Here is a 1,153-nt window from a genome sequence, read left to right as displayed (position 1 = left end):
GTGGTGGCCACGGTGTGCTTCTTGCCGTGGGCGTCGTACCGGATCCAGCGGTGGTGCAGGCGCCGGTTGCCGGCGTCGGCGCGTTCACGGGCGGCGGGTGAGGCTTGGTTCCAGCGTTCCTGCAGGACCTTGCCGACGGTGTAGCGGGGCTTGTGCAGCCAGGCGGACTCGATGAGCAGGCGGCGGGCGTGGGTGTTGCCGGCCTTGGTGATCGCGCCCTGGCGGCGGGTGGTGCCCGAGGAGTGTTCGCTCGGGGTCAGGCCGAGGAAGGCGCCGATGCTTGAGCCGGTGAAGCGGGTCCAGTCGCCGATCTCGACAGCCAGGGCGAACCCGGTCAGGGTCGCGATCCCGCGCAGGCAGCACAGCCGTGTGACCACGGGGGTGAACGAGGAGTCCGCGGCCAGGAGCCCGATCTGCGTATCGAGCCGGTCGCGGCGCGCCTCGAGGTGGGTCACCAGCTCGCGGGACTCGGTGAACGCGGCCCGGGTGCCTGGGTGGGTGAAGTGGATCTGGTTCATCCACTGTTCGTGCGCGCCGGTCCAGGCTCGCCCGCCGTCGTAGACGTACCCGTGGCGCAGCAGCAGCTTGCCCAGCCGATGCCGGGCGCTCATCAGGTCCGAACGGTTGTCGAACCGCAACCGGACCAGGTCGCGGGCCGATTCCTGCTCGATCGTGGGCACGACCACGCCGGTGAGGTCATCGACCCGCAGCAAGCGGGCGAGCAGGCGCGCGTCGCGGGCGTCGGTCTTGACCCGGTCTCCGGGCGCCCGGTTGATCTTCGACGGCGCGGCCACCAGGCACCGGAACCCAGCACCGGTCAGCACCCGGGCCAGGCCGAAACCCGTCGGACCGGCCTCGTAGGCCACCGCCACCGGGCCGGGCAGCCGCGTGACCCAGTCCAGGACACCCCGGTAGTCCTCGCCCGGCGCCAAGGTCTGCTCCACCAGCTCGCCGGTGGTCGTGTCGATCGCGCTCGCCCGGATGGATCGTGCGTGCACGTCCAGGCCAACGCTCGTACGCTCGGTAAACACGGGGCCTCCTCTGAATGTGGATAGGCCGGGCAGGGCAATCTGCTCGGTAACCCACGACCTTCATAGCGAGGCCCCGCCCGCGCGACCCGGGCCGACCCGGGAGCTACTCATACCGTCTGACC

The 1,153-nt window shown here is 70.9% G+C and carries 1 protein-coding gene; it reads right to left on the bottom strand.

What is annotated here, in order from left to right; genetic code table 11:
* Positions 1-1,031, bottom strand: a 1,031-nt coding sequence (locus ACFC2L_RS20195; protein ID WP_375826125.1) for an IS110 family transposase, incomplete at its 3' end; no start/stop codon positions are given.
* Positions 1,032-1,153: the final 122 nt, after the last annotated feature.

Origin of the sequence: Cellulosimicrobium sp. NPDC055967 (assembly GCF_042269845.1) — a bacterium.
GTDB lineage: Bacteria > Actinomycetota > Actinomycetes > Actinomycetales > Cellulomonadaceae > Cellulosimicrobium.
This window is presented reverse-complemented; position numbering and strand designations above follow the sequence as displayed.